The following is a 25,485-nucleotide window of genomic DNA, read 5'->3' as shown; positions in this document are numbered from 1 at the left end:
GTACTCACGGGGAACACCGTGACTTTCGTTGCTACATCACTGCAGCTGGCGGTTCATCCCCGTACTCACGGGGAACACTGCGCAGTACCATCCGTTTTGAGTTCTGAATGCGGTTCATCCCCGTACTCACGGGGAACACTCGGAAGGGCTGCTCAGTTCCTGTGGCCAATCCGGTTCATCCCCGTACTCACGGGGAACACAAAGAAGCATAATCATATGCATCAGGAGCTCACGGTTCATCCCCGTACTCACGGGGAACACTCTGGAATTATCCAGTCGTTTATTCAGCTCGTCGGTTCATCCCCGTACTCACGGGGAACACGGGACAACCAGTGGCCGGATGTGGAAAGCTTCCGATTCATCCCCGTACTCACGGGGAACACGGTGAATCGTCAGTTAGAACACGGATCATCAACGGTTCATCCCCGTACTCACGGGGAACACGGGCGCAGCCCTTCACCGGGAATCAACACCTGCGGTTCATCCCCGTACTCACGGGGAACACATCCGGATTGACCACACTGACCCGAATACCTGCGGTTCATCCCCGTACTCACGGGGAACACTCCAGTAATTCTCTTTGGCGATACTGAAAGGGCGGTTCATCCCCGTACTCACGGGGAACACGTGGCAGTACGATAGAGTGAAAATATAGGCATCGGTTCATCCCCGTACTCACGGGGAACACGCCTTATCAATCGCAGTTCGGCTTACACCGACCGGTTCATCCCCGTACTCACGGGGAACACTTCGGGTTGCGTCGCCTAAGTTCATCAATGATCGGTTCATCCCCGTACTCACGGGGAACACGCACGGCGACAGCATCGACATCAGTTGAACCGCGGTTCATCCCCGTACTCACGGGGAACACGCACGGCCAGCGCCTTAGATTTTGCCTTTTCCCGGTTCATCCCCGTACTCACGGGGAACACCTTAGCCCAGCTATCCTCCGGTATGTCCTGCGCGGTTCATCCCCGTACTCACGGGGAACACTTCGAACATGATATTTTCGATAATCTCAATGACGGTTCATCCCCGTACTCACGGGGAACACTTCTGGTTCAGTGGCTGGATGTTTACCCTGTGCGGTTCATCCCCGTACTCACGGGGAACACCATCGGAAGTAGAGAGAAACCAAAAGCAAGGGCGGTTCATCCCCGTACTCACGGGGAACACTCGGCGCGGGTGAAATCCTGTTCGAGGGCGGACGGTTCATCCCCGTACTCACGGGGAACACTCCATCCGTTTCCGCGCCAGACCGTTTGATACCGGTTCATCCCCGTACTCACGGGGAACACAATACGGAACCCGGGCCTCATACAACAGCTCGCGGTTCATCCCCGTACTCACGGGGAACACGGTGCGAAGGCTGAGACTGAGGGCCGTGGCCACGGTTCATCCCCGTACTCACGGGGAACACTCGCCCACCCCAACATGTGAACTCATTCATCCCGGTTCATCCCCGTACTCACGGGGAACACCGTTCGCTCCGGTCGGTAAGCAGTATCGCGCCCGGTTCATCCCCGTACTCACGGGGAACACGGGCGCTTAGAATGGATTACAGAGCGTTTTAGCGGTTCATCCCCGTACTCACGGGGAACACGGTGCTCAGGAAGGGGGCCGTGATGCCCGATACGGTTCATCCCCGTACTCACGGGGAACACAACATGCTGAAAAATGCCATTTCCTATGTTAACGGTTCATCCCCGTACTCACGGGGAACACCGGTTTTGAATCTAAGAAAATGGACATGGAACCGGTTCATCCCCGTACTCACGGGGAACACTCTAATTTTAGATCATTGTTCTATATAGACTTTTTTCACCTCAAAAATTCTACCAGACTTTTCACCTTTGAAAACTACGCATCTGAGGCATCAACCGGCTTGAACAGTACGAGGCGTAAGCCATCCATATCGACGGGTTCACGGCGATTTTCGCCGTAAGTCTGAAAGTCAAATCCCGATTCGGTATTGGTAGCCCAACTCATCACGGCATTGCCGTCTTCGGCCAGTTCAGTCACCTGTTCCCAGATCATTTCACGCACCCGGCGCGACACATCCCCTACATACACACCGGCGCGCACTTCTAACAGCCAAACGGCCAGTCGACCCCGCAATCTGGGCGGCACCGCTTCGGTGACAACCACCAGCATACTCATGACTATTTACTCCTGTGTCCGGCATCGCCAATCGACTTCGGCTCAGGAATTGCTGGCGGCTGTGCATCTTCCGGCGGCAGTGGTGGTTCAATTTCCCCAGCACTCAACACCTCCTCGATCAATGGAATCAACCGCCTCAGCACCTTGTCGGAACGAAAGAGTTCGCGACAGGCCAGCCGGACTTCCCGATCCGGCGATCGGGGTTGTTTCGCAGCAATTTTGAAGGCAATCGGCACCACGGTTTCAAACTTCAAAATATCCGCAATATCATAGACAAATGACAGCGGTTTCCCGGTATGAATAAAGCCAATCGCAGGCGCATAACCGGCAGCCAGAATCGCCGCTTCCGTCACACCATACAGACAGGACGTCGCCGCACTGATGCATTGATTGACCACATCCCCTCTGGCCCAATCGTTCGGATCGTAATTGCGGCCTTTCCAGTCGACACCATACTGCTTTGCCAGCATTTGATAGGTCTGCCGCACGCGGGAACCTTCAATGCCGCGTAACTGTTCCACACTGCGCCGTTCCGGGGCCGGTTCGCCGAAACGCAGTTCAAACATTTTCCGCACCACTTTTAACCGCAAGTCCGGATCCAGAGCCAGTTTCGCCTGATAAAGTAAACGGTCACTCCTTGCCCCACCCGGCTGACCAACGGAATACAGCCGGACACCCGCTTCACCCACCCAAATCAGCAAAGTCCCCGTCGTGGCGGCCAGTTTGACAGCGGCATGACTGATCCGCGTGCCCGGCTCCAGCATGATGCACACGATAGAGCCGACCGGGATATGCATCCGCTCGCCATTGACTTCATCGATCACCACAAAAGCCCCGTCGCGGACATCTATCCGTCCCATCCCGACAAAAATCATCGAATTGCGATCTTTAATCGGGATCGGTTTCAGCGGAATAAAAGCCATTTCACCTCCCTGTCAAAACACAGGGCCATGATTATGATGGCCCTGAAAGCTCGTCTAAATTGAACGAATCAGCATCAGCCCGCACCCCATCGCTTTAGCGCGCCCAAAGCCCTGCGAATACTGAGCCAGGAAACGTTCCGGATCTGTGACCGTCAGGATGCCCTGAAAATCCACACTAGAGAACTGAACCGGGCGGCCAGATTTTTTCTGACTTTTATGCTGGGTATAGCGCTCAATCTCCGGTAGCACATCCAGTTGAATACCCCAGGTGGCTAAGCGTTTTTCATCGCAGATCCACTGCTGTGCTGCCTCATTCATCAGCGCTTTTTCTGCTTCCCGTTCGGTTTTACCGGACTGCTTTATCTGATATTTCGCATGCATCATCACATCGTGACGGCGGCTTTTACCCTGTTCGTCCGTCACACAAATGGTCGGGTTCACCCGCAACTTGAAGGCCAGCCGCTGTCCGGTCTGAATCTGAGGGGAAAACACCTTGGTCTGAACCAGAAAAACCGGCAGATCTTGCGTGGGCGCAATCTGAGACAATACATAAAATTCAGGTCGTCCGCCTGACCCGATTTCTTCCCGGAACAGGAAAGGGCGATCGCTTGCGTGTGTAAAGAGCTGCCATAACATCTGATGGCCTGAATAAGCACCATTGCCGCCGAACCGGGCAAACAGCGCCGCAGCCTGTCCCGACGAAGCAAGCGTCACTTTAGACAGATACATGCCCATCCTCCTTCCCTGTTTCTTCAGAGCCATGCAATTCGGATCCAGCCACTTCAGAAACCGACAACTGATACATAGCCCGCTGCCGGAACTGCCAGCGCTGGCGATGGACCGGTTCATCCCAAGGGTGCACCGTCAGTACACGCTTGTCTTCAATCGCATGCTTATCCCCTTCCCAGAAATAGGTCACCCGGCCGGTATGACCCAACCAGAATGCATCTTCTTTCTCTGAGCGGGTCAAAGCCGGAAATGACGTGTCCAACGCATCTTTCAGCGATCGGTTTTCGATAACTTTTGGCATCAGCGGTAAGGCTGGCGGACAAGATTTCCGCCCCAAACACAGCGTGAATACCGGTTTGAGCAACGCAGCCTGCAACTGAACCAGACTGATACTTGCCTTATCGGTAAGCGACACCGCAACGATCCACAGCCCGTCACAGCGGTAATCCCGGCTCGACAGCACGGTATTGAGTTTGTCTTCACTGAGTTCGCTTTTACGGGAACGGTGCACCACTTTATTGCTCTGTGAAGGTACCTGCGCCGTGTGATAATCCCGCATCAAGGTGCTGGGCGTGGTCTGTTTCACGGCCACTTCAACACTGTACTGCAACGCTTTCAGCCCGGCTTCATCCTCTCGCCGGATCCCCAGCGCTGCACCTAACAAGCCAAGAATTGCTGAACGGGTCGGCTGAATCCCGGTCGGGCGGTCACCGCCCACCGCAGCTTGTCCCCAGCTCGCCAACGGGCCGTATAATCGAAAAACCAAATAGTTCTTCATCCTGCCTCCGGTTTATTCCGCCACAAAACTCAGCAATTCAGCCAGTGAACCTTCTCCGGTAAAGGCACTCAGCGAATAGCGTGCATCTGCACAGTCGCCGTACACGCGATCAAATTTCTCTGCTTGCGCAACCAGCGCGCCCACAGCCGCTTCACCCTGATCATCTTCTTGCACAGGCTTGAGGAAAGCAACGGACAACTGACGCGGTTGCTGCTCTCCTTTCTCTGCCAGCACAAAACTGGCATACGCACGGGAAGCAAAGCTGTTTTGTTTCCCGGTTGGTGACACCTTCACCGCAGATTCGGTCAGCGCACGAATCGCCCGGTTCGCCAGTGTTTCATCACCGCCCAGGTTTTCAACCAGCAATGTTTTGTTAATGCAGATATAACTGTAGAACAGAGCAGCAGCAAAGCCCTGCTCACCGATATGCGCGGAACCAGCATCCGCTTTACCGCTGTTCAGATCATCCACCGCAGTAAAGTAATCATCTTCAACCACCACGCTGTGCACACTAATCGCATGGGCGACCTGACAGGCCGCTTCGACATTAAACGCCGGACTAGAGGCTAGCATTCGACCAAACAGGGCAATATCAACCGCGGTTTGCTCTGCTTTCAATAAATTCAGCTCATCTGAGTTAGGCGCTCGATTTTCAGCCGCCAGCACCGCAGCCAGCGACAAGGCCGCATCCTGCTCCGCCGGGCTGATATGGGCAAGCTGTTCTATTTCAAGCGCATCTTTTTTCCCTTTACCGAATACACCCGCAATCGAACTTGCCCAGGCTTTGGCGTCTTTTTCTTTCACACCGCCCACCGTCAGGGCTTCAAAAATCTGATGACCGAATCGTTTCGTGCGAATGCCCAGTTCTCCCTGCATCGCTTGCTCAAACAGATCAGAGGTGCGCCAGTGACGCTTCAGACTTTGGGAACTGACACGCAGACGATCAAACCCGCCCATTTTAGCGGTCTTCGGGCGACCTAAGTCGTCTCGATTGAGGTTGGATGGCGCATAAGAGGTCAGCAGGTGTAACTGAATAAATTGGCTCATGATGTGGTCCCTTTCTGAATTTGATTTATTTGCCTGAGGCGGCGCGGTAATAGTCCATTGCCCATTTCACGCTGATGCGTTTATCGGCTTGGCGCGGGCGAAAACCCGTATGTTCCCGATACCAGTGCTCAATATCTTCTGCGAGTTTGATCACGGACACTTGGCCGCCCACCTGCTGCAAGGTCCGGCGCAGACGGCGCAAAAACTCATCCGGTGTTTTAGCGCTCTGCAACTGAGCAAAACGCAGTTCACTCACCACGGATTTATCCCCTTCACCTTTCATGCCTGCCGCCGTGGCAAGATTGATGCTGGTTTCCGTTTTCACATGCACCAAAGCCGCAGCAATTGTCGCCCAGCATTCATAAGATTCCGCGTTCTCTGGCGCCTGAATATCTTCCGGCAACCGTTCCCAGAGCACCCGAAAACCGGGTGACATCATGGCTGCATCAGCCGACTCACAGCGCTTCAGCTGTGCCTTTTGACCGCTGGGAGCCGGGGCAATGCCCTTTTCCTGAAGCTGTGCGGGTGGCAGATACATACTCTGCCACCAGCGATGCACAACATTTTTTATTTCTTTGTCCATCAAACAACCTCCCTGTCGAGCTAAATTTGATAATTAAAGACGAAATCATTAATTTTATTACTGCTACCAGGAGCAGAAAGATATTTATCCAAAGCAAGGCGAGCTTTCATGCGTTTTTCCATAGATCGCACTTCTACAGACTCAGATAATGCATATTCATCAAATAAATCCATACAGATTCTTCGCAATGATGATAACCAATATTTCGCATTTTCAGGCGTTAAATAAACATCACTCCCCGCTGTACTTTCAACCACTTGCTGTACAACAGCATAAAAGTGACATTCACTTCTATGCCAAAATTCAGCATTAAAAGATGAAACGTTTTTGAGAAGCTTTGGATATAAATATTCTTTCTTATCTCCCTTTTTTTTATCTTGAACTCCGTATAAAACATAAGAGATTATCTTTTCCGTGTACTGCCACATATCCTTTGTTAAATCAATCATGTCTCTGACAATGTCACAAATTTTCCCTTGCTCCTTATTTTGCAGAGAAAATATCGGCATTTCATGTGAAAACCATCCATTGACTTTCGCTGATTTTTTCTTGTCAATTTCATAACCAAAAACCCATAACCGGGGTTTATGATTCAAGCCTGATCGCCTTCGTATTAGGCTATAGTAATGACTGACTGTCTCAGCACACTTGGTTTTACCTACATCATCTACAAAAACAAAATTACACCAGTAACTATAATTCAACTCATTTAAAAAAGTCCTTACAGGCTGCAACCCATCATCAGAAACTACATCTTGATAAGGTGATAGCCAATGTCGCCACTCAGCAGAATATGAATTACCATAAGGTTTTATTTTACACTCACGAACAACATTTTCTTTTTCCCTACCCGAAATATCACAATTTGTCTGTATAGATTCATTAATCAACCGAACCCGACAAGGCATTCCCCAATAAACATGTAAAGGATGTGCATCATTCGGATACAATTGATTAAAGTTTTTCTTAGCATCGGGCCTACTATCAGCAGTTTTTTTCAACCACGGGAAGATGTTATTGAAATCATCAATAGGTTGATGTTGAACAAAGTCACGGCTCATCACATTTAACCATAAACTTTTCCATAGTGAATCAGAGTCATTATCAGAGAGTATAATTGTCGTTAATGGTCCTAGACCGCGAAGCCCCTTTCTTCCCCCCTTACAACCTCTATTAGTCGGGGGTTGTAACTGTAATGTAAACAATGCCATTACTGCCATTTCTAATGACATCACAGCACTTTCAGAACGCTTAACGAAATGATCTCTGTTTTCAGAACATGTGTTCTCTCCAGGTGATTCTATCAGCAATGCTGATACTGATTTAGTTGGCGCATCCTCCAATGCATCCAAGTCTTGCATAAACAGAGGGCCATCACCGGTCGTGTTAAATGCATGCTCCACCCGATTCAACGCATCTTGTAACATCTCAGTAGATGGTGGTGTTGAAAAATATTCCCACCATTGGTTTTTATCTTTCGGTGCGAAAACAGTTTGCAACAGCCCAATGGCAAACTGATACGCCGCCCCCTGAAAATCAGCCCTTGGTAAAGCGAAATCTACTACCTCAGAGTTACAAATGGCCGTGATAGGAAGCACCTTTTCACTCCCATCTTGAAGCCTGAATGGCAGCCATGCATCGTGCACTAAGTTCATCACACCTCCTGTGTCTGACGTTCACAAAAACCTGTTGTTGCGTGATAAGTAAAATTCGGGTCTTGCTCCGGCAGCCAGACCGTCATGAATTGAATCTGCCGGTAGCACTGTTGCAGCGCTTCTACGGCAGGTTGCAGATGTTCGGGAATCGGTGCCAGTTTGTCGGCATAGGTGTTTTTTGCCACTTTGATAGTGCTGAGTGCGATGGCAAAACGATCGTCATCCACCCAGGGAACCAGTATTCCTTCAGACGATTCTCGGACAAGCAGCACCTCGACCGTTTCCCTATCACTGTAACGAGTACTAATTTCTACCCTGCTCTCGTTAATCCAATTATCCGCGCTTTCCAAACAATAACCATATTGCTGCCAGTCAATCAGCACAGATTTCGCCTTCTCACGAACACCTCTTGCTTTCGCATAATGCTCGTCTTCCATGAATTGCATGGAGGGCGGGATCTGTGCCAGCGATGCGTCACTGTAAACAGATTCAATCAGCTCACGGGCGTCAGTCGGCATACGAATCGCGCCCAACTGACGCAGCTTGCGTAACCCCAGCCATAAGCGGCCGGGCGAGCGATACACAAACTGGGTTTGCTGAAAACCCCGGCTCAGCCAGTCGGCTTCGGGTGTGTCGTCCCAATCCGGCGCATGGAGATAGAGCACAGGCGGCTGTCGGGCATCTTGGCAATCTTGCTGATATTCACCCGATGCATTCCGGGTATGGCGATGTAAACGCCCGGTACGCTGAATCAGATCGTCAATCGGGCAGAGATCGGAGATCATCACGTCGGCATCAGCGTCTAAACTTTCCTGAAAAACCTGAGTGGCAATCAGCACTTTGCCCCGGCGATCAGCTGCGTTAGCCTTTTTGCCAAACGTTGCCAGCACCAGATCTTCTTTCACCTTGCGATCGGCCAGCACAAAGCGGCTGTGGAACAACAGACAGTCGTCCGGATTCGCCATTCGGCTGCGCACCGCTTCAAACGCTTCCAGTGCATCATTCACCGTATTGCGCACCCACACCACGCACTGTCCGGCCTCGACGGCACGAAACAGGGTTTGCAGGCAATCGCCGAAACTTGTCCGATGAACAACGGTCACTTCCCGGCTCACCGAAGCGCGGCTTGCCAGTGCTTGCTCCGCCACAGGAGCTTCCGGGTCTGCCGTGATGTACGTCGCCAGCGGAAAGTCAGTGCTCCGCAATGGCCGGCTAGGCAGTTCAGCCGCTTTCAGCCAGGCATTGCTCAGGCGCTGACGCTGCTTTTGTGACAACGTCGCCGTCAGCAAAATCACCGAACCACCCTGATGAAAATGCAGCGCCAGCAGGCTTTCCAGCAGTTCGAACATGTATTCATCGGCGGCATGGACTTCATCAAAGATCAGGATTTTCCGGTTCAACCCCAGTAAACGCAGCGACTGATGACGCCGGGGCAATACAGCCAGCAACACCTGATCAATGGTGCCGACACCGACCGGTGCCAGCAGGGCTTTCTTACGTGAATCCGCCAGCCACTGGTTACACTGCGCAGTGGCCGTGTGATCGCGGCGATCATAGTCGGCATCAGCCGGGCCAGAAACGAGCACCGCGTCCCGGAAGCGTTCGTTCATCTCCCGGGCACCATGTGCCAGCACAATGCTGGGTTGCTGCCCGTCTTCCAGCGCCAGCATCTGGAGGTAGTGATCAGCAACCCGATCGAACATCGCGTTAGATGTTGCCATCGTCGGCAGACCAAAATAGAAACCATCGGCCACGCCCGACTGCATCAGGCGATGGGTCAGCGTGAGTGCCGCTTCCGTTTTCCCGGCACCGGTGACATCTTCCAGAATAAAGAGCTGTGGCGACTGACAAATGGGGACAGTTTCTGCCCACGCCTGCAATGGTGTTGGATCAAAACCGAAATGTTCTTGAACTGAAAGGAAAGGCCTTATTTGCGGTTGCTGGTTCAGATCGGTATTGGCGAGCGCTTTTTGGGCGTGAGATAATGCCTCTGACCAGTAATTACTCAGTGGCACTGGTTCGTCACAGTATTTGAAAAAATTCTGATCAGAACCAATCCAGTCGGCCAGTACGGCCAGTCCTGCAAATTGCCAGCTAACCAACTTCAGACGCCTGCGCCATTCTTCAGATAGCATTTTGTCGACTGGCCATGTCGTCCTAAATAGCTCTGTTAGATCTGAAGAAAAATTCGCCGCATCGTCAATATTATGATTCTCTGTAAAAGCTTCTGTGGAATCAGGCGATTTTTGACTTATCGGTAATCCATGGTGTCCCAAAACACAATCCATTAAAACCAGCAAGCTATCGGCAAAGTATTCCTCCTCATCGAGTGATAGCTTTCTACTTTGTAATAGTTTGGGAAGCACCGTGGATTCACATTGAAGCCAGACGTAATATCCCATCCGGTCATGACGAAACGCTTTACTGTCATAGCACTTCACACGTTTCGAATTCCGCATCGCTTTATAGCCAGCAGGAGAGAGCTGCTGAAACGCCGCCGCGAATTTGCCCAAATCGTGCAGTGCCAGACAAAAAGTCCAGATGGCACACAATTGTTCGGGGGTGATTTCCAGAAAATCGGCTAAGTCCCGTGTGAGCGGCTTGTTCGGATCCATCAACAGGTAACCGACCGCGGCAACATCCAGGCAGTGGTACGGCAGTAAATGATAATCCGCACCGGGCTGTTTCGGATCGCGTTTGGCTTTTCCCCAGTACTGAAAATAAGTTGGCATCACCGCACCACAATCAATCATCTTAAGCCGAACTATACAAATGAAATCAGATGAATACTGTGATTCAACTATGAAAGTCAACGGTGTGAAATCAATCCTTATCAATGCAAAAGGAATCTGGGCCCGCACCGACACAGAACGTGCAGGAGTGTTGTTTTCGTCATCCCCGTACGTACGGGGGACACCCAAGAATACCAGCAAGCTCAAGTATTTCAGGCGGTTCATCCCCGTACTCACGGGGAACACCTGTGGCTGACCCCATGCACCTGGCTGATTGTCGGTTCATCCCCGTACTCACGGGGAACACCTTGAGCTTAATCTCACCTGTTTGCGTGGTGACGGTTCATCCCCGTACTCACGGGGAACACAACATCGATGCGATTGGTACGGGGCAGGTGTTCGGTTCATCCCCGTACTCACGGGGAACACAACAAGGATTTAACTCCATTAATCCTTGCACACGGTTCATCCCCGTACTCACGGGGAACACACCGGCTCAGGTGAGAAAATTCAGCTGGCGACCGGTTCATCCCCGTACTCACGGGGAACACGGGATTTTCTCAGCAAAAAGCTGCAGATATCGCGGTTCATCCCCGTACTCACGGGGAACACTACATGTAGACAGCATTCGTACACTAACCAGCTCGGTTCATCCCCGTACTCACGGGGAACACCTATTGAACCCGCACTGATCTAGAATGGCCCCCGGTTCATCCCCGTACTCACGGGGAACACAAAAAGATTTAAACCAGAAGACGGATAGCCGCCGGTTCATCCCCGTACTCACGGGGAACACTTGTCAGACCCAGAAGAGAATCAGTGAACAAACGGTTCATCCCCGTACTCACGGGGAACACCAGGACAGCGGCAGAGTGTTAGCCTGGCACCGCGGTTCATCCCCGTACTCACGGGGAACACTCCTGATTGTGACTGCCATAAAAACCTCATCCCGGTTCATCCCCGTACTCACGGGGAACACCTGCGTTCCATGGGTCGCCGCCATTGCTCCAGCGGTTCATCCCCGTACTCACGGGGAACACTTCACTGCCGCCACCTTGCGACAGGTTGATAACGGTTCATCCCCGTACTCACGGGGAACACATTTGATGCAGCGGCAATCTCCGCCTCTAAAACGGTTCATCCCCGTACTCACGGGGAACACAACATTAACAACCAGGAGAAAATCAAAGATATCGGTTCATCCCCGTACTCACGGGGAACACCCGCCAGGGCCGCGACAAAATTGTCGATTCAACGGTTCATCCCCGTACTCACGGGGAACACAGGTCGAGCGTTACAAGGGAACTTTGCTCTTTCGGTTCATCCCCGTACTCACGGGGAACACGCTGGAAGGCAGCGGAATGAGCGGGAAGTACGACGGTTCATCCCCGTACTCACGGGGAACACGGCACTATAATACTGAGAATAGCGCTCGATAACGGTTCATCCCCGTACTCACGGGGAACACCCTAAATATAGGCTATTGTTCTAACAGCATTTATTCAACCAATATAATTCTACCAAGTTTTGACAGCGAAAATAACCGGTTCATTGAACAGTGCAAAATGGCTCACTAAGAGGTGGCGATTTGGCTTATTGCCCTGTTTTATCTGCACACAACTCCCGCAAATACCCCAACCGCGAGGCACTTTGCCGCAGACCGCCGGGGCGGTAATGTAGCAACCACAGATCGGCGTAGGCCTCTTCAACCAGGGCGAGTTTGTCCAGAATGCGGGCTTTTTCTTGCTGCGGTAAAGCGGTGATATCACGATGCCCGGCGTTGGCGTAGCTCAGGGCGATCTGACTGGCCAGCAGCATGCAGTCTGCCGTCCATAACATCTCGGCTTGCAGTGCGGAAGCGGGCAGTCCGGCGATGTCGGCTTTCAGGCTGGATACATCGTCCATTGCCTCGGCAATCTGCTCGGCGCTGGCGATCTCGGCGCGGCGGATATGGCGGCCTGAGCGCTGGTCAAACACGAACGGGCCATAGAAGGCGCAGTTCGGCGTGACCACGCCGCTGGTGAGATAGGCATCCTGCAGGCGATCTATCAAAGGCAGTGCCTGCGTGTAGGCTTGCCCAAAGTGAGTGCAAACTAACAGCCCGGCGTTCACACTGGCATGGCGATGCGGATCCCAGGCCATGGCGGCGCCGAACACATAACCGGGTAAGGCGGTGAAATGTTGCTGCGCGTGGCCCATATCGCCCCATTCGGAAATCTGATAACCACAGGCGCCGTATTTCAGGGCCGATTCAGCGGCCCGGCGCATGTGCACTCTGGCGGCCTGCCCCCGGCCAGCCACTGAGGCAAAGGTGTTGGTCGATACCACCACCTGAAACGGGTAGCCAAACTCAGCCAGCTGCCGGTGCTCGTCATCGTAAGGATGATCTTCTTCATAGCCCCAGTTCAGCAACTCCAGATCGCCTGGCAGATGGGGCAAAATGTCCGGGTATTGAAACAGCATATCACTGAAAATCTGGCAGGATTTGCCCCTTGCATGGGCAAGATCCAACACTTTCTTGAGGTAATTGAGGTAAACCTGTCCTTTGCCCTGCTGCTCACAGGCCTGCTGGCTAGCCCCTGCGCCGAGATCCATGGTTTCATCAAAGTTCAGGTTCAGGGTATCGGACGAGAAATTCGGCAACAGGGTATCGAGTAAGCCAGCAATAAACTCAGTGACACTGTCACTAAGAGGGTTCAGGCCAAAGGATTCTGGCCGGAAGTCGCCCCGATGATCATAAAAGCCGGTTGTCTGCTCAGCGAGGTGCCGGTATTGCGGATGGCACAGCCACTTTTCCATGTGCCCGAAGGTGGCCTGATTAGGGATCAGCTCTATGCCCCGCTCCCGGCAATAGCGATCCAGCGCCTGGATCTCTTCGGCTGTCATCGGCGAATAATCCTGCCATACGGCCTGATGCTGCGGATAGGCGAAAGTGTGCTCGGTGTACAGTTGTAACTGGTTGATTCGCAATGCCGACCAGAAGTCCACCAGCTTAAACAAGGCCGCCATGGTCGGTACTTTGTCGCGGCTGATATCGACAATGACCCCGCGTTTGGCAAACGCAGGCTGATCGCTAATAGTCAGTGATGGCACCTGGCCGTGACAAAGCTCGATGAGCTGTGCCAGGCAATAGTGCGCATACAGGCGGCCGGGCTCGTCTGCCATGGCGATTTCAATCCCGCTGGCGGCTATCCGAATCACAAAGCCCTGACCTGGCAGACTGTCATCCTGCCGATAGCTCACGCTCGGCGAGGGGATCACCTGCGCCACCGTAGTAGGGATCACGGCAAGCAAGGCGCTGTAGTCGGTCCGCGCTGCACTGTGATCCAGTTTAAGGGTTGCTGGCTGCGGAAAGAGCTGGCTGAAATCCGGGGTCATATTGCGTCCTTACGATAAAATGCGCTGAGCGTCCAGTACCTCGAACAACACCAAGTCTGACGAAGTGATTTTACTCCATGCCAGAGCGGCAGCGCCCGCCGATACGGCTTGCGTACCCAGTGTCGAAATCTCTGTGGCCGGTTGCCAGGTCTGATGGCCTTTGAATGCGGCCAAATTGGCGTGAATCAGCCGTTCAATGTCCCTGACATAGGGCTCAACTTCGCCACCAAAAACAATCTGGTGCACATTAAGCAACCGGCCTAAGGTGGCTAATTTATCAACAAACTGGGCCAGTATCTCAGGCTCGCTCACCGGGCTCTGGTGCGGCCCGGTTTCGACATCGAACTGGCCAGACAGGCAGTCATCACCGTAAAACAACTGGCCGTTCAGTACGAACCCCAGCCCTATGCCCAGATGCCGGCTGTCGTCATGACGGTGGTGCGAGGTGAACAGCACGTACAACAGATTGCCGCTGCCCTGTGGCCGCGACAGCATAATCTGCCCCCAGGCCGCACAGTTGGCGTCGTTATCGCAGTACACTGGGTAGCCGAGTTGTGCCGAGAGCCGCTCTGCCAGAGCGACAGGTTGCGAGATCTCAAAGGCGCTGGAAACAGAGACGACCCCGGTATCCGGTGTGACCAGACCCGGCATCCCCAGCCCGATAGCCAGTACCTTGCCCCAGCGGCTTTCTACCTCGCGAAGCACAGGCGCCAGCACATCTCCCAGTTGCTCAAGCGGTTGCGTGCCGGGGTGATAGCTCACTATCTTGCGGTACAGGATCTGACAGGCAAGGTTAAGCACCGACAGGTTGATCTGGCTGTCGGTTAGCTCTACGCCAACCAGAACACCGAGTTGCTTGTTCAGTTGCAAAGACACCTTTGGCCGTCCGCTCTGGGGGGGGCCGTTCCGGTTGGACACTTCAGTAATCAGTTGTTTCTCTGCCAGCGAACTGACGATTTTAGTAATTGTCGATTTATCCAGTCCCAGCCGGTCTGCAATATCAATGCGGGAAATGTTCTGGTATCGCCACAGCACGTCTATAACGCGAGAGGTGTTAACCTGTTTGATGTTTGGTGCCTTTCTAATCATTTAGTTTCCATTAGAAACTTAGTGTGTTGAATTTATTGTTAATCAATCTCTCCGCTGAATTCAAGGCTTAATTTCCCTTATTTCTAACTCTGTTAACTTAACCATGCATTCCAAGGTTACCCTTATAATTGTTATCTTCTTGTTAACATAATTGTGATTTTGATCCTTGCATCCGCGGCTAATTTCTCTACATTTTTACTTAGTTTCCAGCCGAAACTAAATATCATAAGGAAGGCGATATGAAACGTAAGTCAGGAATTACCGCAATCTCTGCCCTGCTGGGCTTGTTGGTGGCCACCCCCATGTCTGCATTCGCGGAAGAAACCCTCACCCTCTGGACTTGGCGCAAACAGGAGCGCCCGCTATGGGAGGCGGTCTCGAAAGCCATGGATGACGTCAACATCAAGGTGGAAGTTTTCAAGGGCGTCGATTACAACTCCCGTTTACGACTGGGCTTGCAGAGTGACAACGGGCCTGACCTGTTTCAGGGGCGTCCCGGCGCTTCATTTATTGATCAGTACGCCAATGCCGGCGTGATAGCGCCGCTGCCCGCCACGGTCGATATCAGCGGTATTTCGCCAGCCACTCTGGTTGCAGCTACCGGTTCCGACGGTAAGATCTATGGCGTGCCCTTTGCGGTGCAGACCGTTCAGATTATTTATAACAAGGCCATTTTCAACAGGCTGAACCTCGACGAGCCCAAAACAGCTGAGCAGTTCGTGGCTGTGATGAAAACCCTGAAAGAGAACCGGGTGATCCCGCTGGAAGTACCGGGCCGCGCTGGCTGGGCACTGGCGATGATGAGCGCCGGACTGGAAGCCGGTCTGTCCGGTGAAGGCATGAAACAGGTCGCCAGCCGTCAGTCTCCCTTTACCGCTGAGGGTTATCAGCAGGTAGCCAACACGTTCGCCAGTTGGCAGCCGTACATTAATCCATCAGCAGCGGCACAGGACTATAACGGAATGCGGGCGAATATCGCGCTGGGTGATTCTGCCATGATCATTGATGGTTTGTGGTCCACCTCGCCACTCTCGACTATCGCGCAGACCGATCCCAGTGTAGAACTTGGCCTGATGCCGATTCCGGGGCACGGCGGCAAAGTCTATGCCTTTGCAGACGGCGCATATCTGGTTAATGCCAACAGTGCCAAACGCGAAGCCGCCGATAAACTGCTGGCCTTCACCGCCACCAAAGCATTCGCCCAGCTGTTCGCAGATCATGTCGGCGAGCTGTCGACTTACGCCGACGGCATTACCTACCAGGGGAAATATCAGGCCGAAGCGGCCAGCTTTGTTTCACAGCACGCGCAACCCTACCTGACCTGGAAGGGGCCTTTTAACGTGCAGTATGAGGAAATCGTCGGCCCGGCTTACCAGAAATTTCTGGCAGGTAAAGTCGATGCCAAGGGTCTGACGCAGGAAATCGAAAACGGTTTTAAAGCGAAGAACCTGTAACCTTTTTCTGTTGGCCTGCTCTGGCAGGCCATTTCCCCAAACGGAGTCGTTATGCCACACGCCCCTAGCCCTGATGACTATTCAGACGATCTGCCCGCTGAGCTGCTGCGCGGCGATGTTAAGAAAGCGCAAGGTTTGAGTTTCCGGCAAAAAGAGAAACTCCAGTACGCCCTGCTGCTGATCCCCGGCTGTCTGTTATACGGGATATTCAACCTGTTACCTTTAATCGGCACACTGGTGCTGTCCTTCTTCGACTGGCCGGGAATCGGGCCGGCAACTTTTGTCGGCTTCGACAACTTCACCAAGTTGCTCGCCGATGAGTACATGAGCAACCAGCTCTGGAATGCGTTTCAGCAGACATTTGTATTTTTTGCCATTTGTATCAGTCTTTTTCTGGGATTAGGCACCACCTTCGCGCTGTTGCTGAGCTGGAACACCGCCGGTAAATCAGCATATAAACTGCTGTTTTTCATGCCTTATCCGCTGGCGGCCGTGGCCGTTGCTTTTCTTGGTCAGTTAATCGTTGACGTGCGCGGCCCGTTAAATCAGCTGATGATGCACTGGGATCTGATCAGCTCGCCGCTGATGTTTCTGGGAGAAGCCGATACCGCGCTGCCAACCATTGCCCTGTTTCAGTCCTGGCAGAAGCTTGGCTTCTCCATCATGCTGATTCTGTCGGCCATTCTGGGCGTACGGGCTGATTTGCTGGAAGCGGCAGTACTGGACGGCGCCAACCGCTGGCAATGTATCCGTCATGTGGTTTTTCCCGTGCTGGCACCCGCCTTCGTGCTGATTACCATTTTGACCATGGTCGATGTCTTCAATAATGCCGAGTACGTGCTGATTCTGATGGGCCCGGATGCCGGTCCTTATTATTCCACCGATATTTTAGGCACCTTTCAGTACCGTACCGCATTTGGCACCAGCGGCGGCTCCGGCACTGCCGACCTTGGCATGGCTGCCGCTATCGGTATGGTGATATCAGTGCTGATTTTACCGGCCACCATTTATCTCGCGCTTCGCAATATGCGTAACCGATAGGACAGCTTATGGAAAGGATTTTCAAACTTCGCCCAATGGAGCAGGTACTGGTGCAGTTTCTGTTACTGGCCTGGGCTCTGGTGGTCGCTATCCCCTTTGGCCTGGCGTTTATCAACTCCATGAAAGGCAGCCTGGGCCAGGTGATTCGTGCGCCCTTTTCTCTGCCGGACAGCTGGCAGTTTGATAACTATGCCGCGGCCTGGGAAATGGCCAATTTCAGTGGTTACTTTATGAATTCGCTGATTATCAGCGTTGGCACCGTCGCGGTTGCTGTTTTGTTCAGTACCATGGCGGCCTTTGTGCTGGCCCGGGTTGAGTTTCGGGGCAACCGCACCATTTTCATTCTTTTTATGATCGGGGTGATCGTGCCGCTGCGTCTGGCAATGGCGCCGCTTTTTGTGGTAGTGCAAAGCCTGGATCTGCTCAACTCACTGCTGGGAATTATTCTGGTGCAGGCGGCCAGTATGATGCCTGTGGCGGTGTTTATTCTCAGTACCTTCTTTAAACACCTTTCACCGGAAATTGAGCAGGCGGCGCGGGTCGATGGCGCTTTGCCCTTTCAGATTTACTGGAAGATAGTGCTTCCTCTGGTCAAGCCTGCCATCGCCACGGTTGCCCTGTTGTCTTTTGTCAGTGCCTGGAACGAGTACCTCTTCCCGCTGCTGTTTTTGCAAGATCGCAGTTTATATCCGCTAACGCTGGGACTGCAGGAGTTTCAGAACGAATTTGCCATCCAGTGGCACATGATGTTTGCCGGACTGATCATCATGATGGCACCCACACTGATCGCATTCTTACTCGCATCAAAAGCCTTTATTCAAGGTCTGACTCAAGGTGGAATTAAGGAATAGTCATGGCTCACATTCAACTGAGAAACATCAAAAAACACTACGGCCAGACCGAAGTACTGAAAGGTATCGATCTGGAAATCAATGACAGAGAATTTGTCACCTTTGTCGGCCCGTCCGGTTGCGGGAAATCCACGTTGCTGCGAATGATTTCAGGCCTTGAGGAGCCCTCGTCCGGCACTATTTTTATTGATGGGGAAGACGTCACCCGAGAAGCCCCGGCCGACAGAGGCATCGCCATGGTGTTTCAGTCTTATGCCCTGTACCCGCAGATGACAGTATGGGAAAACATGGCGTTTGCGCTCAATATTGATAATCAACCCAAAGACAAAGTAAAAGAAAAAGTCGAGCTGGCCGGTAAGATGCTTAAACTCGATCACCTGTTCGACAGACTGCCCAAGGCGCTGTCGGGCGGGCAGCGACAGCGTGTGGCAATCGGCCGGGCCATAGTCCGCAACCCTAAGCTTTTCCTGTTTGATGAGCCGCTGTCCAATCTGGATGCCGAGTTGCGGGTCGACATGCGAATCCAGATTGCCGAGCTGCATCGCTCACTGTCTGCCAGCATGGTGTATGTGACCCATGATCAGGTGGAAGCCATGACGCTGGCCGACAAAATTGTGGTGCTGCGTGATGGCCGTATTGAACAGGTGGGCGCGCCGCTGGATCTCTACTACCATCCGGCAAACCAGTTTGTGGCAGGCTTTATCGGCTCGCCCAAAATGAACTTCATTCCGGTTACAGTTATCAGCGCTGATGCTTGCAGCACCACTGTATCTGTAGCCGATCAGCACCAGATCACTATCAACAGGGACGGCAGCACAGTGAGACCGGGCGATCACATCACACTGGGTATACGCCCTGAGCACTTGCTGGTTGCGACACCGGATTCGATGGATGATGGCAGCACAGTGTTAAATATGCAGATCAATGTGGCGGAATACCTTGGTGCGCTGTCGTATATTCACTGCTATTCCGGCGACATAGACAAACTGAGCCTGATGATGGATGGTGAAAAAGCATTGCAACATGATCTGAAGAACGGCGCCAGTATGGCCGTTTCCCTGCGCGCTGAGTATTGCCATTTATTTGATCAGAATACGCAGTCATTACCACCCGCATGCTGAACCTGAACACCCGGCCCCCTGCAGTCAGGGGGCAGAACAAAGCCCGTCTTTGTGCAACATTCCATCATACCTGACTGGTCGCTGCTGTTTGAAAAAGGCACCGATACCCGCTTTCGAACGATGGTGCATAGCCAAAGGTGTTACTTCCAGCCCAACTTCATTTATTTACTCAGATAATTAACCAAAATGACATTGATGAAATGAATAAATAAACGAATGATGTTCGATGACATAATAGCCGTGTCTGTATTCAAATCAGTCAAGGCAATAAAGACACAATAAGTCGCTCACATCGGGTTACAAAGGCAGGCTAACACCGGCAAACTCCCCCACGTCTCAGTGTTATTCCGCCCCTTTTCATTCTATGGATATGTTAATAAGAGATAACAATGCTAATAAATACACTGACCTTAAGAACAAAGCTGATACTCGCGGTATTGCTTCCGTGCATCATGTTATTACTTGTCGGCATAATCAGTTATTCGACCATGTCTCAAATAGGGCTAAAGTCAGAACGGCTTTACATGAATACTGCCACGCCAATGCGCGCTATGGCTGAAGTCGCTTCACGCATTCCGAGAATGCGCGTGGGGATCGACATGATGTTATTTCAGGAAATTGATGGCCTGAAAGACGCCAAAGGCGTACAGACCAGGATCAATGAAACACGCACCGAAGACATTCCGGAAATGCGTGCTGCAATTGAGCAATCGGTAGCTGCGCAGATTAACCCTGAATTACGCCGGGAAGCGCAGAAATTACAACAACGCTTTGAAGCCACGATCGCCTCAGATCTCAACCCCATGCTGGCTGCGCTGGAAAAAGGTAATCTGTCCGATGCCTACCGCTATTACACCCAGTACGCCGTCGATTATGGCGTCATGCGTCAAGACACCAATACGCTGCTGGATACCCTGTTAACTCAGGCCGAAACCTTCAACAATGAAGCTCAGAGCAGTTTCAATGACGGGCAACGCAATCTGGTGATGATTATCATTGTTGCGCTGATCGTCTCTTTCCTGGTGTCTTTCATCATTATTCAGAACCTGCGCTCAAGGGTAGCGATTCTTCAGCAAACCATTAAAACGGCTGAACAGGACATGGCGCTCAGCACCAGAATTGAACTGGACGGTAACGATGAGCTGAACGCGATCAGCCAGACGCTGAATAATTTCTTCACCAAGATTCACCGTTCTGTGGAAGAAGTGGCGCAAAGCTCAAGAAACTTAGCCAAAACAGCCCAGGCCGTCGCGACGACAGCCCAGACGACACAAAGCAACTGCTTAACGCAGCGAGACAGAACCATACAGGTGGCGACGGCCATTAATGAGCTGGGAGCGACAGTTAATGAAATCGCCAATAACGCCGCTCAGGCGGCTCATATCGCAAAAGAAGCCACCACACAGGCTCAGGATGGCAGCCAGGTGGTTGAGCAATCCAGAGAGAAAATGAGCGAGCTGAGCAATGACTTGGGTGACATTACCGGTGTGATTGAAGCGCTCGCGCACCAGGTCACCGATATCAGTGCCATTCTGGATACTATCCGCAGCATTTCAGAGCAGACTAATTTGCTGGCGCTGAATGCCGCCATTGAAGCTGCCCGCGCCGGTGAACAGGGTCGCGGCTTTGCGGTCGTTGCCGATGAAGTCAGAACCCTGGCTTCACGCTCTGCCGGTTCGACCGAAGAGATACAGGAAGTGATCAACAGACTGCAGAATGAATCGACCAGAGCCGTCAACGCTATCTCTCAGGGACGCCAGCAAGGTTCTGATGTCGCAGAGCAAGCGAACCAGGCGACCGGGTCACTCGCTCAGATCGCCACCTATATCGATCAAATCAGCGAACAAAACATTCAAGTGGCCACCGCAACGGAAGAGCAATCCTCCGTGGTACATGAAATCAACCGCAATATTGAAGACATCAACCATTTAACCTCAGAGACCGCCGACATCGCCAACGAACTCACTGCATCCAGCGGCGAGCTTCAGGCTTTGTCGAAGCAACTTGATCAACTGGTTGGCCGCTTCAAGCTGTAAATCATTTCGCGAGATCGTTTCGCCACCACCTCCTCCACATCCAACAAGCCTCTTCGACACAGAAGAGGCTTGCCCACAGCACAAATCACCATCCCGGTTTTCAGCTATCCGACCACAGAACGGATTATCAATCTGAAACATAAACAAAAAAGCCCCAGCATTGCCGCTGAGGCTTGGTGTGCTGGCGGACGGCTGAGGTCGCACACGACCGGGACTCATCCGACCATAGGGCGGAAATAGATTCAATGCATAACAAAAAACCCCTGCATTTCTGCTGAGGCTTCGTTGTAGTGGCGGAGCGGACGGCTGGGGTCGCACACGACCGGGAATCGATGGTCCGGCATTCCGGCCCGCGACCCAAAGTGCGCAGCACTTTCGGGGGCGCTTAAATACAAAAAAACCCCAGCCTTTCTGCTGAGGCTTCGCTGTAGTGGCGGACTGACGGGAATCGATGGTCCGGCATTCCGGCCCGCGACCCAAAGTGCGCAGCACTTTCGGGGGCGCTTAGATACAAAAAACCCCAGCCTTTCGGCTAGGGTTTCGTGTAGTGGCGGAGCGGACGGGACTCGAACCCGCGACCCCCGGCGTGACAGGCCGGTATTCTAACCAACTGAACTACCGCTCCAATTCTTTTAAAACCGCTGTTAAACAGCAACTTTATGGAATGTGGCGGAGAGATAGGGATTTGAACCCTAGATACGCTATTAACGTATGCCGGTTTTCAAGACCGGTGCTTTCAACCACTCAGCCATCTCTCCGTAAGTGCGGTGAATCATACCAGCTCAATTCACACTGTAAAGTACCAAGACATTCAAATGTCTATTTTTTGAGCCATAAACCGTGTTTTTCATGTATCTGGACTATTTTTAATCACCAAAACGGTTATTTTTATAGTCTCTTCGCCTTAAAAGGGCGGAAACCAAGCTAAAATAGCCGGTGTTCACAGGTCAGATTATGGCAAATTGTCGTTTCGGCTGGTAAATGCGAAACTAGGCACTAGCCTAAATACAGACCGTGCTGATAAAATCAGCCCCTACATATCGAAAGTATCAATTACAGAGAGTGATTCCCCATGGGACGCAGTTTCGAAGTTCGTAAAGCCTCAATGGCTAAAACACAAGGCGCTAAAATCAAGGTCTATTCCAAGTACGGTAAAGAGATCTACATGAGCGCCAAAAACGGCGGTACAGATCCGGACAGCAACCTGTCTCTGCGCCGTCTGATGGAAAAAGCAAAGAAAGATCAGGTGCCTAGTCACGTGATCGAAAAAGCTATTGATAAAGCAAGCGGTGGCGGCGGTGAAGATTTTTCAACGGCACGCTACGAAGGTTTCGGACCTGGCGGCTGCTCTGTAATCGTTGACTGTCTGACCGACAACAACAACCGTACCTACATGGATGTTCGCCAGTGTTTTGTGAAGAACAACGCGAAAATCGGTGCGCCAGGTGCTGTTGCCCACATGTTCGATCATCAGGCGGTATTCCAGTTCAAAGGCGATGACGAAGAAGCCGTCATGGAAGCCCTGATCATGGGTGATGCAGATGTGACCGACATCGAAGCGGAAGACGGCATGATCACTGTTTTCGCACCGCACACTGAATTCTTCAAAGTGAAAAATGCCCTGTCTGACGCCATGCCTGATCTGGTGATGGAAGTGGAAGAAATCACTTTTGTTCCTCAGGCAATGCATCCGGTCACCGGCGACGATGTAGCCACGTTTGACAAATTCCTCGACATGCTGAACGACTGCGACGATGTGCAGAACGTTTACCACAACGCGGAAATAGAAGGTTAATCCCTTAATCCGCCTTCTGTGAAGGCGGCTTTAAACAATCACCACCGCCATAGGCGGTGGTTTAAGGGTAACAACAAAAAGCCGGGTTGCATTGCTGCTAACCCGGCTTTTTTATCTGCTCAATCGAAGCGCTGTATTGCTATCGGCTTCTGCCGCGAATCAGCAAAAACAGAAAATAACTGCCGCCTATCACAGACACCAGAGTGCCGGCCGCGATTTGAGCCGGGAACAGCACAGTCTGCCCTACCCAGTCAGCAATTAACATCACAGATGCACCAACCAGTGACGCCACTAAGAGCTGCTCTTTGGCCTGCTTGGCACCCAGCATCACCGCCATATGTGGTGCCAGCAAACCGACAAAAGCGACCGGCCCCATAGTGGCTGTCACCAGAGCACACAATAAAGCCACAGTCCCCAGTAACAAAGCGCTGCTGACAGGGACATTCAAACCACGAGCAGCCGCAAACTGTCTGCCGGCAGAAATCAGAGTCAGCCAGCGCGAGGTGGAAAGTGTGAACACGAACAAGGCGGCCACCCCAACGAACAGAAATACCGCTTTGCCTTGTGTCACCCGGTAGGTTGAGCCTGCCAGCCAGGTCAGTATGCTGTAGCTGTCCTGCGTGCCTTTCGCCAGAGCAAACTGCACTAAGGCGTCGATCAGAGCAGTCAGGGCAATACCGATCAGAATCAGGCTGGAAGGGGCAAACTGATGACGGCGTCCCAGCACCAGTAACACGGCCAGCACTAGCATACTGCCAGCAAATGCCAGCACAGAGCCCACCGCAAAAATGTTCATGCCCAGGAAAACACTGGCCCCCACCAAAGCAAAGGTTGCGCCGGCAGAGATCCCCAGAATATCCGGACTGGCAAGCGGGTTGTAGATCAACCGCTGCAGCACAGTGCCCGCAATGGCTAGCCCGACTCCGGCGCTGAGAGCGGTCAGCATCCTCGGCCAGCGGAGTTCCCACTGATAAGCCGTTGGCAGCGCGACATGCCAGCTGTGGCCGTCAGTCACAAACACAGCCGTCAGGCACAGTATGCCAGCGACAGTCAGCATCAATGCTGGCAGGCTCAAAGCAGAAAGACGATCCCGGCTCGGAGGCAGTTTTATCGACACCTGATCCTGCGCTTTCATCTTACGCCGACTGAACCACAACAGGGCCGGCGCACCGATGGCTGCTGCCGTGGTGCCACTCGGAATAGCGTCAACTGTCAGCTGGCTGAGCAGCTGGGCGGCGGCATCTGTCATCACTAAGAGCAGCGCCCCGAGCAAAGCACTCATGGTGAGCTCAAACCTCGGGGTTCTGGCACCCAGTGCCCGCGCAATATTTGGCGTCAGCAGTCCGATAAAGCTTATCACACCGACCACTGTTATAGACGCGGCCACCAGCCACAAGCCGACTGCCATCAGCACGATAAAAGCAGGAACGACATTCAGACCACGTGCTGTGGCACCCTGATGACCCAAACGCATCAGGGTCAGAATGCGCGGCGCAAACACCAGCAGCAGGAGTGACACTGACAAGCGGGGCAACAACCACTGCACAGATTCCCAGCCGTTCTGAGTCAGATCGCCGGCACCCCAGATAAAGACGTTCTTAGCATATTCCGCGTTCAGCAAAATGATAGCGCTTGCCACTGAGCCAAGCAGAATATTCACCACCATGCCCGACAGCACTAGGGGCAACCCCGTCATATTTTTCGGCCCGGCAATGAAAATCACCAGAAACAGAGACAGCATGGCACCCGCCATAGCGGCCAGGGCACTGTGATCACCCACCAGCTCAGGGAACCAGACGTTGACTATGATCAGCGCCAGCCAGGCGCCGGAAGAGGTGCCCAGTGTCAGCGGTGAGGTCAGCGCGTTTTGTGTCAGTTGTTGCATCAGGCTGCCAACCAGCCCCAGCATAGCGCCCACCATCAACGCCATCACCAGGCGCGGCAGCTGGGCATAGCTAAACATGATGTCGGCAAATTCTTCAGCCTGGGTGCCGGTGACTATGGCAAGCTGACGGGAAAGAGAAAGATCAGAGCCAATCTGAAGACTGGCAACAACGGCTGACAACAAGGCCAGCAGCAGTATGGGAAAGAAAGACAAAGAGCGGGTCATGAA

The 25,485-nt window shown here is 52.6% G+C and carries 17 protein-coding genes, 2 tRNA genes and 2 CRISPR repeat arrays; of the genes, 6 read left to right on the top strand and 13 right to left on the bottom strand.

Features of this window, described 5'->3' with window-relative positions:
• Positions 1-49: 49 nt before the first annotated feature.
• Positions 50-1,786: a CRISPR direct-repeat array (repeat unit 29 nt; unit sequence CGGTTCATCCCCGTACTCACGGGGAACAC).
• Positions 1,787-1,860: 74 nt separating this feature from the next.
• From cas2e to KCG43_RS19870, 10 genes are all read right to left on the bottom strand, one after another.
• Positions 1,861-2,160: a type I-E CRISPR-associated endoribonuclease Cas2e gene (gene cas2e, locus KCG43_RS19915; RefSeq protein ID WP_218387134.1), complete on the bottom strand. Its 300-nt coding sequence runs from the start codon at positions 2,158-2,160 to the stop codon at positions 1,861-1,863.
• Positions 2,161-2,162: 2 nt separating this feature from the next.
• A complete protein-coding gene (cas1e, locus tag KCG43_RS19910) occupies positions 2,163-3,083 on the bottom strand; it encodes a type I-E CRISPR-associated endonuclease Cas1e (RefSeq protein WP_218387133.1) in 921 nt (306 codons plus the stop codon).
• A 54-nt stretch (positions 3,084-3,137) separates the two neighbouring features.
• Positions 3,138-3,812, bottom strand: coding sequence for a type I-E CRISPR-associated protein Cas6/Cse3/CasE (gene cas6e, locus KCG43_RS19905; RefSeq protein ID WP_218387132.1), 675 nt, complete (start codon positions 3,810-3,812; stop codon positions 3,138-3,140).
• Complete coding sequence (gene cas5e, locus KCG43_RS19900) at positions 3,799-4,590, bottom strand: type I-E CRISPR-associated protein Cas5/CasD (protein WP_218387129.1); 792 nt, start codon at positions 4,588-4,590, stop codon at positions 3,799-3,801. The genes cas6e and cas5e overlap by 14 nt, the downstream gene beginning before the upstream one ends.
• Positions 4,591-4,602: 12 nt before the next feature.
• On the bottom strand, positions 4,603-5,637 hold the full coding sequence (cas7e, locus tag KCG43_RS19895; RefSeq protein ID WP_218387127.1) for a type I-E CRISPR-associated protein Cas7/Cse4/CasC: 1,035 nt from the start codon (positions 5,635-5,637) through the stop codon (positions 4,603-4,605).
• Positions 5,638-5,662: 25 nt separating this feature from the next.
• A complete protein-coding gene (gene casB, locus KCG43_RS19890) occupies positions 5,663-6,220 on the bottom strand; it encodes a type I-E CRISPR-associated protein Cse2/CasB (protein WP_218387124.1) in 558 nt (185 codons plus the stop codon).
• A 20-nt stretch (positions 6,221-6,240) separates the two neighbouring features.
• On the bottom strand, positions 6,241-7,875 hold the full coding sequence (gene casA, locus KCG43_RS19885) for a type I-E CRISPR-associated protein Cse1/CasA (protein WP_218387122.1): 1,635 nt from the start codon (positions 7,873-7,875) through the stop codon (positions 6,241-6,243).
• Positions 7,875-10,607, bottom strand: coding sequence for a CRISPR-associated helicase Cas3' (gene cas3, locus KCG43_RS19880; RefSeq protein WP_218387120.1), 2,733 nt, complete (start codon positions 10,605-10,607; stop codon positions 7,875-7,877). The genes casA and cas3 overlap by 1 nt, the downstream gene beginning before the upstream one ends.
• Positions 10,608-10,763: 156 nt before the next feature.
• A CRISPR array of direct repeats spans positions 10,764-12,075; the repeat unit is 29 nt; unit sequence CGGTTCATCCCCGTACTCACGGGGAACAC.
• Between the two features lie 125 nt (positions 12,076-12,200).
• Positions 12,201-13,985 (bottom strand): family 20 glycosylhydrolase, encoded by a 1,785-nt coding sequence (locus KCG43_RS19875; RefSeq protein WP_218387115.1) that lies wholly within the window; start codon positions 13,983-13,985, stop codon positions 12,201-12,203.
• A gap of 9 nt (positions 13,986-13,994) precedes the next feature.
• Entirely contained in the window at positions 13,995-15,074 is a 1,080-nt protein-coding gene (locus KCG43_RS19870; protein ID WP_192017170.1) for an ROK family transcriptional regulator, read from the bottom strand.
• Between the two features lie 239 nt (positions 15,075-15,313).
• Here KCG43_RS19870 and KCG43_RS19865 point away from each other — a divergent pair, with 239 nt between their 5' ends.
• The 5 genes from KCG43_RS19865 (at position 15,314) to KCG43_RS19845 (ending at position 21,577) form a co-directional block, all read left to right on the top strand.
• Complete coding sequence (locus KCG43_RS19865; protein ID WP_218387112.1) at positions 15,314-16,528, top strand: ABC transporter substrate-binding protein; 1,215 nt, start codon at positions 15,314-15,316, stop codon at positions 16,526-16,528.
• A 51-nt stretch (positions 16,529-16,579) separates the two neighbouring features.
• Positions 16,580-17,569 carry a carbohydrate ABC transporter permease gene (locus KCG43_RS19860; protein WP_218387110.1) on the top strand — a complete coding sequence of 330 codons (990 nt, stop codon included), beginning with the start codon at positions 16,580-16,582 and terminating at the stop codon, positions 17,567-17,569.
• Between the two features lie 8 nt (positions 17,570-17,577).
• Complete coding sequence (locus KCG43_RS19855; protein WP_218387106.1) at positions 17,578-18,420, top strand: carbohydrate ABC transporter permease; 843 nt, start codon at positions 17,578-17,580, stop codon at positions 18,418-18,420.
• 2 nt (positions 18,421-18,422) lie between these two features.
• Positions 18,423-19,541, top strand: coding sequence for an ABC transporter ATP-binding protein (locus tag KCG43_RS19850; protein WP_218387105.1), 1,119 nt, complete (start codon positions 18,423-18,425; stop codon positions 19,539-19,541).
• A 389-nt stretch (positions 19,542-19,930) separates the two neighbouring features.
• A complete protein-coding gene (locus tag KCG43_RS19845) occupies positions 19,931-21,577 on the top strand; it encodes a methyl-accepting chemotaxis protein (protein ID WP_218387103.1) in 1,647 nt (548 codons plus the stop codon).
• 548 nt (positions 21,578-22,125) lie between these two features.
• On the opposite strand, the gene KCG43_RS19840 is transcribed toward KCG43_RS19845, so the two are convergent.
• Positions 22,126-22,202: transfer RNA gene (locus tag KCG43_RS19840), tRNA-Asp, on the bottom strand.
• Positions 22,203-22,244: 42 nt separating this feature from the next.
• Positions 22,245-22,335 (bottom strand) — tRNA-Ser (locus KCG43_RS19835).
• Between the two features lie 314 nt (positions 22,336-22,649).
• On the opposite strand from KCG43_RS19835, the gene KCG43_RS19830 reads away from it, so the two are divergent.
• Positions 22,650-23,372 (top strand): YebC/PmpR family DNA-binding transcriptional regulator, encoded by a 723-nt coding sequence (locus KCG43_RS19830; protein ID WP_192017176.1) that lies wholly within the window; start codon positions 22,650-22,652, stop codon positions 23,370-23,372.
• Positions 23,373-23,511: 139 nt separating this feature from the next.
• Here the strand turns inward: KCG43_RS19830 and fhuB are convergent, their stop codons facing one another.
• Positions 23,512-25,482, bottom strand: a complete 1,971-nt coding sequence (gene fhuB, locus KCG43_RS19825) for a Fe(3+)-hydroxamate ABC transporter permease FhuB (protein WP_218387102.1) — start codon at positions 25,480-25,482, stop codon at positions 23,512-23,514.
• Between the last annotated feature and the right edge of the window lie 3 nt (positions 25,483-25,485).

The organism is Photobacterium sp. WH24 (genome assembly GCF_019204055.1).
Lineage (GTDB): Bacteria > Pseudomonadota > Gammaproteobacteria > Enterobacterales > Vibrionaceae > Photobacterium > Photobacterium arenosum.
This window is presented reverse-complemented; position numbering and strand designations above follow the sequence as displayed.

Bases quoted from the DNA above. Each gene is read 5' to 3' on its own strand.
- cas1e (WP_218387133.1), bottom strand. From the start codon at position 3,083: ATGGCTTTTATTCCGCTGAAACCGATCCCGATTAAAGATCGCAATTCG.
- KCG43_RS19865 (WP_218387112.1), top strand. From the start codon at position 15,314: ATGAAACGTAAGTCAGGAATTACCGCAATCTCTGCCCTGCTGGGCTTG.
- cas3 (WP_218387120.1), bottom strand. From the start codon at position 10,607: ATGCCAACTTATTTTCAGTACTGGGGAAAAGCCAAACGCGATCCGAAA.
- cas6e (WP_218387132.1), bottom strand. From the start codon at position 3,812: ATGTATCTGTCTAAAGTGACGCTTGCTTCGTCGGGACAGGCTGCGGCG.
- KCG43_RS19845 (WP_218387103.1), top strand. From the start codon at position 19,931: ATGCTAATAAATACACTGACCTTAAGAACAAAGCTGATACTCGCGGTA.
- KCG43_RS19860 (WP_218387110.1), top strand. From the start codon at position 16,580: ATGCCACACGCCCCTAGCCCTGATGACTATTCAGACGATCTGCCCGCT.
- cas5e (WP_218387129.1), bottom strand. From the start codon at position 4,590: ATGAAGAACTATTTGGTTTTTCGATTATACGGCCCGTTGGCGAGCTGG.
- KCG43_RS19855 (WP_218387106.1), top strand. From the start codon at position 17,578: ATGGAAAGGATTTTCAAACTTCGCCCAATGGAGCAGGTACTGGTGCAG.
- KCG43_RS19875 (WP_218387115.1), bottom strand. From the start codon at position 13,985: ATGACCCCGGATTTCAGCCAGCTCTTTCCGCAGCCAGCAACCCTTAAA.
- fhuB (WP_218387102.1), bottom strand. From the start codon at position 25,482: ATGACCCGCTCTTTGTCTTTCTTTCCCATACTGCTGCTGGCCTTGTTG.
- KCG43_RS19870 (WP_192017170.1), bottom strand. From the start codon at position 15,074: ATGATTAGAAAGGCACCAAACATCAAACAGGTTAACACCTCTCGCGTT.
- cas7e (WP_218387127.1), bottom strand. From the start codon at position 5,637: ATGAGCCAATTTATTCAGTTACACCTGCTGACCTCTTATGCGCCATCC.
- KCG43_RS19850 (WP_218387105.1), top strand. From the start codon at position 18,423: ATGGCTCACATTCAACTGAGAAACATCAAAAAACACTACGGCCAGACC.
- casB (WP_218387124.1), bottom strand. From the start codon at position 6,220: ATGGACAAAGAAATAAAAAATGTTGTGCATCGCTGGTGGCAGAGTATG.
- casA (WP_218387122.1), bottom strand. From the start codon at position 7,875: ATGAACTTAGTGCACGATGCATGGCTGCCATTCAGGCTTCAAGATGGG.
- cas2e (WP_218387134.1), bottom strand. From the start codon at position 2,160: ATGAGTATGCTGGTGGTTGTCACCGAAGCGGTGCCGCCCAGATTGCGG.
- KCG43_RS19830 (WP_192017176.1), top strand. From the start codon at position 22,650: ATGGGACGCAGTTTCGAAGTTCGTAAAGCCTCAATGGCTAAAACACAA.